6 protein-coding genes are annotated in these 6,133 nt (G+C 52.3%); all 6 read left to right on the top strand.

The genetic code is table 11. The features are described from left to right. The first annotated feature begins 43 nt into the window (after positions 1-43). Positions 44-946 carry a phosphate acyltransferase gene (locus tag Q8M98_05395; protein MDP3114196.1) on the top strand — a complete coding sequence of 301 codons (903 nt, stop codon included), beginning with the start codon at positions 44-46 and terminating at the stop codon, positions 944-946. 16 nt (positions 947-962) lie between these two features. Continuing rightward, entirely contained in the window at positions 963-1,094 is a 132-nt protein-coding gene (locus Q8M98_05400; GenBank protein ID MDP3114197.1) for a hypothetical protein, read from the top strand. After that, complete coding sequence (gene rpiB / locus Q8M98_05405) at positions 1,091-1,531, top strand: ribose 5-phosphate isomerase B (GenBank protein ID MDP3114198.1); 441 nt, start codon at positions 1,091-1,093, stop codon at positions 1,529-1,531. Before Q8M98_05400 ends, rpiB begins: the two co-directional genes overlap by 4 nt. Further along, on the top strand, positions 1,528-2,823 hold the full coding sequence (glyA, locus tag Q8M98_05410; GenBank protein MDP3114199.1) for a serine hydroxymethyltransferase: 1,296 nt from the start codon (positions 1,528-1,530) through the stop codon (positions 2,821-2,823). The genes rpiB and glyA overlap by 4 nt, the downstream gene beginning before the upstream one ends. 78 nt (positions 2,824-2,901) lie before the next feature. Next, on the top strand, positions 2,902-4,284 hold the full coding sequence (locus Q8M98_05415) for a TldD/PmbA family protein (GenBank protein MDP3114200.1): 1,383 nt from the start codon (positions 2,902-2,904) through the stop codon (positions 4,282-4,284). Next, a complete protein-coding gene (locus Q8M98_05420; GenBank protein MDP3114201.1) occupies positions 4,281-5,573 on the top strand; it encodes a metallopeptidase TldD-related protein in 1,293 nt (430 codons plus the stop codon). Before Q8M98_05415 ends, Q8M98_05420 begins: the two co-directional genes overlap by 4 nt. Positions 5,574-6,133: the final 560 nt, after the last annotated feature.

A 6,133-nucleotide genomic window follows, 5' to 3' on the forward strand; every position in this document is an offset into this window, starting at 1 on the left:
GCGGTATTGCGATCAAATATGAAAATCATAATTGGAGATAGAAATGCAGATTACAAAACTTGACCAGATGTTTGATATTTTGCTGTCGCGTCCGAAGAAACGCGTCGTGGCAGCTTGGGCAATCGATGAACACACTATCGCGGCGGTGCATGAAGCGGTGCGGATGGGCATCATCGAAGGCACGCTCGTGGGCGATAGCAAGATCATCAAGAAAGTGTGCGAAGAACTGGGCATTGATTGCTCGATGCTCAAAATCGTGCACTCCGCCAACGATATGAGCGCCGCCACCAAAGCCTGCGAACTCATCAATGCCGGCGAAGGCGACTTTCTGATGAAGGGGCTGCTCAGCACAGACCGCTATATGCGAGCCATCCTGAACAAGGAAAAGGGACTCATGGATCCGGGCTCCACTCTTGCCCACATCACTGTGGGGGAACCGCTTAACTATCACAAGCTCTTGATCTTTGGAGACTGTGCGATCATTCCGCTGCCGGATCTGACTCAAAAGATCGCCATCACCAACTACCTCATCAAAACCGCCCATTTTCTCGGCATCGAAAAGCCCAAGGTGGGGCTACAAGCCGCTTCGGAACAGACCCTGGCAAAGATCCCATCCTGCTCGGATGCCGCCCTCATTTCCAAAATGGCTTCGCGTGGTCAGATCAAAGGCGCCTATGTGGAAGGACCGCTTGGCTTTGACCTCATCATCGATAAGGAAAGCGCTCTGATCAAAGGCGTGGACAGCGTTGTCTGCGGCGACGCGGATTGCATCCTCTTTCCCAATATCGAAGCTGGAAACACGTTCTACAAGACAATCTCCAAGCTGATGCACTCCGAGCTTTGTGCCATCGTGATGGGCGCGCGCGCTCCGGCAGTGCTTACTTCGAGAGGAGACAGCGAGAAGAACAAGCTCTATTCGATCGCGCTGGCGGCAATGCTGGCTTGAGCACTTTAGGAAAACCATGAACGAAATCAGCAGCCTCGGGCAATTAACCGAACCCGTCAAACAAAGCGGGATCCGAACCAGCAACCAAAATACCGCCTCAAAGTATTACTGCATCGCCATTTCCTGCCTGATTGGAGGTAAAATATGAAACTTGCGATAGCATCCGACCACGCCGGATTCGAACTCAAGGAAGCGCTGATAAAAGCTTTCCCTGAGCATGAATGGATGGATTTCGGCACCGGTTCGACCGCCTCGATGGATTATCCTGATAGCGGTTTTCCCGCCGCCAAAGCTGTATCCGAAGGCATCTGCGAAAAAGGAATCCTCATCTGCGGCAGCGGCATTGGCATGAGCATCACTGCAAACAAGGTTTCCGGCATTCGCGCCGCGCTTTGCAACTGCACGGACACTGCACGGCTTTCACGCATGCACAATGATGCCAATATCCTCGTCCTGGCAGGCAGATTCACCGCCGTCCCCTATGCCATAGACATTGCCAAAGCATGGATTCAAACGGCTTTCGAAGGCGGAAGACATCAAAACAGAATCAACAAAATTAGTAAAATAGAAGGAGAAAGGTCATGAAACACATCATGCAATATGACCCCGAACTGTATGCCGCGATCTCTGCGGAACTGAAACGCCAACGCGAGAACCTGGAACTCATCGCCAGCGAGAATTTCACTTCCCTGGCAGTGATGGAAGCCCAGGGCTCCGTGCTCACCAACAAATACGCGGAGGGCTATCCCTACCGCTGGAGCAAGAAAACCGGACAGATCAACTATAAACTCTATGGGCGCTATTATGGCGGCTGCGAACATGTGGACGACGTCGAACGCCTCGCCATCGAACGCGCCAAGCTGCTTTTCGGTGCCGAACATGCCAACGTCCAAGCCCACAGCGGTTCACAGGCAAACATGGCGGCATATTTTGCGCTCGTCAAACCGGGCGAAACCGTTCTTTCCCTGGAACTTTCCCACGGAGGACATCTCACACACGGTCATCCGCTTTCATTCAGCGGACAGCTCTATAACATCATCCACTACAAGGTGAATCCCGATAGCGAGCAATTTGACTATGAGGAGATTGCCCGTCTGGCGGAGGAACATCAACCGAAGATGATTCTCACCGGCGCATCTGCATATCCGCGGAAGATAGACTTTGTCAAATTTAGAGAGATCGCCGATTCCGTGGGTGCCAAATTCCTGGTTGATATGGCACACATCGCGGGGCTCGTGGCAGCCGGATTGCATCAAAACCCGGTTCCCTACGCGGATGTGGTGACATCTACAACTCACAAGACCTTGCGCGGTCCGCGTGCCGGGCTCATCCTCTGCAAGGACGAATATGCCAAAGATATCGACGCCAAGGTGTTTCCCGGCATCCAGGGCGGTCCTTTGATGCACGCCATCGCCGGAAAAGCGGTGGCCTTCCTCGAAGCCTTGCAGCCCGCCTTCAAAGTATATCAGCAGAGCGTGCTGGACAATGCCCAGGCACTGGCAAAAGCCTTGATGGACAACGGTTTCAAGCTTGTCTCCGGCGGCACGGACACCCACCTCATGCTGATGGATCTCGGTCCTGAAGAATCCGGCGGACCCAGCGGCAAAAAGATGGAAGAATCGCTTGACTTGGCGGGAATTACGGCAAACAAAAACACCGTTCCCTTCGATACCCGCTCCCCCTTTGTGGCTTCCGGAATCCGTCTCGGAACGCCATCCGTCACCACCCGTGGCATGGGCACTGCCCAGATGAAAGTCATCGCGGATCTGATCCTGAAAGTGCGCGACAATCACGACAATGAAGAAATCCTCGCGTCCATCAAACCGGAAGTCCGCGCGCTCACAGAGCAGTTTCCCCTTTATCCTGAATTAGACTGATCATTAGATAAAACTGATTGACGGGGCGGATTCATATTCGCCCCTCAAACACCAATATAAATACAAGAGGAGGCGCCGATGCGTACATTGGCACTGGAACAATTGCTCCCTTCGGGAGTGGGCTATGCCGAATTGAAGGTGCAGGAAAACCGCACTGCCAATATCGGCTTTCTCAATGGATCGCTGGTGCAAAACAACACATCTTCCAGCGGTGGAATCATGTGCAGGACCTTCCTGCGCGGTGTCTGGGGACTGGCCAGCTCACCCCTGATCTCCGAAGACGCTATGCGCAAAGTGATCCAAAAAGCAGCCGCCAATGCCGCTTTGCTGGATTCCAAGGTGGGCAAGCCCCGGATCATCCTGCCGCAAAGATCCGCTCAAGGCGAATATCTCTTTTTCACCACCAAAGCCCGCGCCAGCATCGCCCAAAAGATCGAATATCTCAAGCATCTGGATGACTATATCGCAGAAAAATACCCTGATCTGAGCTCCCGCGGCGTCAATTTTGGCCAGCTCGACATGCAAAAGCAGATCCTCACCACAGACGGTGGAGGCTTCCTCGGCATGACTCCCCGCGCCATCATCGTCGTCTGGATGTCCATTGATCACGACGGCGAACCGATCCGGCACTATGAACTCGCTGGCGGTTTCGGAGAATGGGAGGATCACTTTGAGGATCCCAGCGAACATTATGAACTCATCGACCGCGTCTATCGTGAGCTGATGGAAAAGAAAGAAGCCGTCTGGGCACGGGCCGGAACCTTCGACTGCGTGCTGGATTCAGACCTCGCAGGCATCCTCTCCCACGAAGCGATCGGCCACACCACGGAAGCGGATCTGGTGCTCAATGGCTCCATCGCAGGAGAATACATGGATCAGCCAGTAGCCAGCCCGCTGGTCACTCTGATCGACGTCGCCAATACCTGGAACGATCAGCTCTGCCCGGTGCCCGTCTTCATCGACGACGAAGGCACCGAAGCGCAGGACTGTCTCGTCATCGAGCGCGGCATCCTCAAAAACTATATGCACAACAAGGAAAGCGCCCAAAAACTGGGATTTCCCCTGACCGGAAACGCCCGCGCCTATGCCTTTTCCGATGAACCTCTGATCCGCATGCGCAACACCATGATCGTGCCCGGCAAGGACAAGATCAAAGATATGATCGCCTCCATCGAGGACGGCTATTATCTGATCGATCCCTCAAACGGACAGGCGGATTCCACCAGCGAATTTATGTTTGGCATCACCCGCGGTTATGAGATCAAAAACGGCAAGCTGGCCAGGCCAATCAAGGAAACCACCATCGCCGGCGTCGCTTTCGACATGCTCAAAACCATCACGATGATCTCGGACGATATGCAATGGCTCTGTGCCGGAATGTGCGGTAAAAAACAACAGATCCCCGTCGGCATGGGCGGCCCCGCCCTCAAATGCAAGATCAATATCGGAGGCAGATCATGAACACCCGCAAGATGATGCCATTTGCTCTCAAAGCCCTGCTGGACAAGGGAGTCGCCAAGGTATCTCTCAGCTTTGAACAGACGGATAAGGATGAATATAACGTCAATTTCAAAGAACTGAACCTGCTCCGCAGCACTCAGAGTAATGCACTAAGTTTCAAGGCGATCCGTGACGCCAAACATGCCACCGCCACGATCAATCAACTGGACGAAGCCTCCATCCTCGAGGCAATCGAAGGGATCATGACCTCCCTAGAATCCGCAGAGCCGGATCCTGCCAACGACATTTCCCCGATGCAGGAAGCACGCGTCTGGCAGATCGGACCCATCGAACCGGATACGGACAGGATCATTTCCCGGCTTGAGGAATTCATCGCTGCGATGAAAGATCGTTATCCCCAGGTGGAATTTGACGCCCGCCTCACCCACATCAACCAATTCGCCTATTATCTGAATAGCAATGGTGTAGACTACGAACAGCAGACCGGCGGCTATCATTTCATGACCATCTTCACCGCCAAAGAAGGCCGCAAGATGTCCTCCATGAACTATACCTTCTATTCCCGGGCGGATCTGGACAGCGAACTGATGGCGGTCAACATGTCCGAGAGCTTGATCCAACAGATCACCGAGCAGACCGAAACCCAAAGCATCCCGGAAAACTTTAGCGGCGACGTCATCTTCGCTCCGTTTGAGGGCTATTATATCCTCTCAGACCTGATCGCATCCCACCTGGGTGATTCCGGATTCCTGACCAAAAGTACCCGTTTCCCGGATCATCTGGGCCAAAAGATCTTCAGCGAAAAGCTCACGGTGCGCAATTGCCCAAATGATGAATCGCTCTGCAACCGCGGAGGTTTCACCCAGGACGGCTTCCCTTCTGCTGATGCTCCGATTATTGAAAAAGGTGTGTTAAAACACTATCCCATAGGGCTCTATACCGCAAACAAAACTGGCATGACCCGCAGCACCGGACCCTGTGGAAACCTCGTCATCGAAGCCGGAGACGTCCCTCTGGAGGAGATGATCCGCAGCGTCAAACGCGGCATCCTCTGCATGCGAATCTCATCCGGCAGTCCAAACGCCAATGGCGATTTCTCCGGAGTGATCAAAAACAGCTATTACATCGAAAACGGCGAGATCCTCTATCCCATCAGCGAGACCATGCTCAGCGCCAATATCATCGATCTCTTCAGCCACATCGAAGCCGTCTCCACAGAACAATTTAACCACGGCAGCTTCAAAGCTCCCTTCATCAGGATCTCACAGGTAAATATCTCCAGGAAATAGACAGCAAAGCCCTGACCAGAGCTATATCTATGGGCGCCGATGGATCCCTGCCGAAACAGGCATGCTTTCCATCGCGCCCCTATCTCATCTCTCATCTCTTTTTTTTCGAAAAAAAACAAGCTCTCATATATATAGGGGCGACGCGAGTCAATCATTACTGTTGGATATTTCACAACACCATGTCAATCAAGCATTTGTCTCCGTATTATATATGAATATTACTATCAACTATCACCATATTCCTTGACTTCGAAATCACCCTCAAAGCACCTACTTTCGTCAGACTTTTTTCATTTTCTCCCGATGTCGGAGTTTTGGAAATTGACCAAGCCTGAAGCCTACCGGACTTCAACATAAAACACCCAAAATCCAGACTGTCTTTCCCGCGGAGGCGGGATTCCAGCCCATTATACATCAATAAGTTATACAAAGTTTATTTTGTAATGTCATAAATCAAGATAACTGCAATGGCACAACGATGAAACAGTCTCGTTAGTCAAGTCTCCAAACACGTCTACCATGTGTGCCATCATTTGCTTGAGTGAATCGAAGACACGATT

The organism is Candidatus Cloacimonadaceae bacterium, from assembly GCA_030693415.1.
Taxonomy (GTDB): Bacteria; Cloacimonadota; Cloacimonadia; order Cloacimonadales; family Cloacimonadaceae; genus JAUYAR01.

Excerpts from the sequence above, each read along its gene's own strand:
- Q8M98_05400 (MDP3114197.1), top strand. The coding sequence starts at position 963 with ATGAACGAAATCAGCAGCCTCGGGCAATTAACCGAACCCGTCAAACAA.
- rpiB (MDP3114198.1), top strand. The coding sequence starts at position 1,091 with ATGAAACTTGCGATAGCATCCGACCACGCCGGATTCGAACTCAAGGAA.
- Q8M98_05395 (MDP3114196.1), top strand. The coding sequence starts at position 44 with ATGCAGATTACAAAACTTGACCAGATGTTTGATATTTTGCTGTCGCGT.
- glyA (MDP3114199.1), top strand. The coding sequence starts at position 1,528 with ATGAAACACATCATGCAATATGACCCCGAACTGTATGCCGCGATCTCT.
- Q8M98_05415 (MDP3114200.1), top strand. The coding sequence starts at position 2,902 with ATGCGTACATTGGCACTGGAACAATTGCTCCCTTCGGGAGTGGGCTAT.
- Q8M98_05420 (MDP3114201.1), top strand. The coding sequence starts at position 4,281 with ATGAACACCCGCAAGATGATGCCATTTGCTCTCAAAGCCCTGCTGGAC.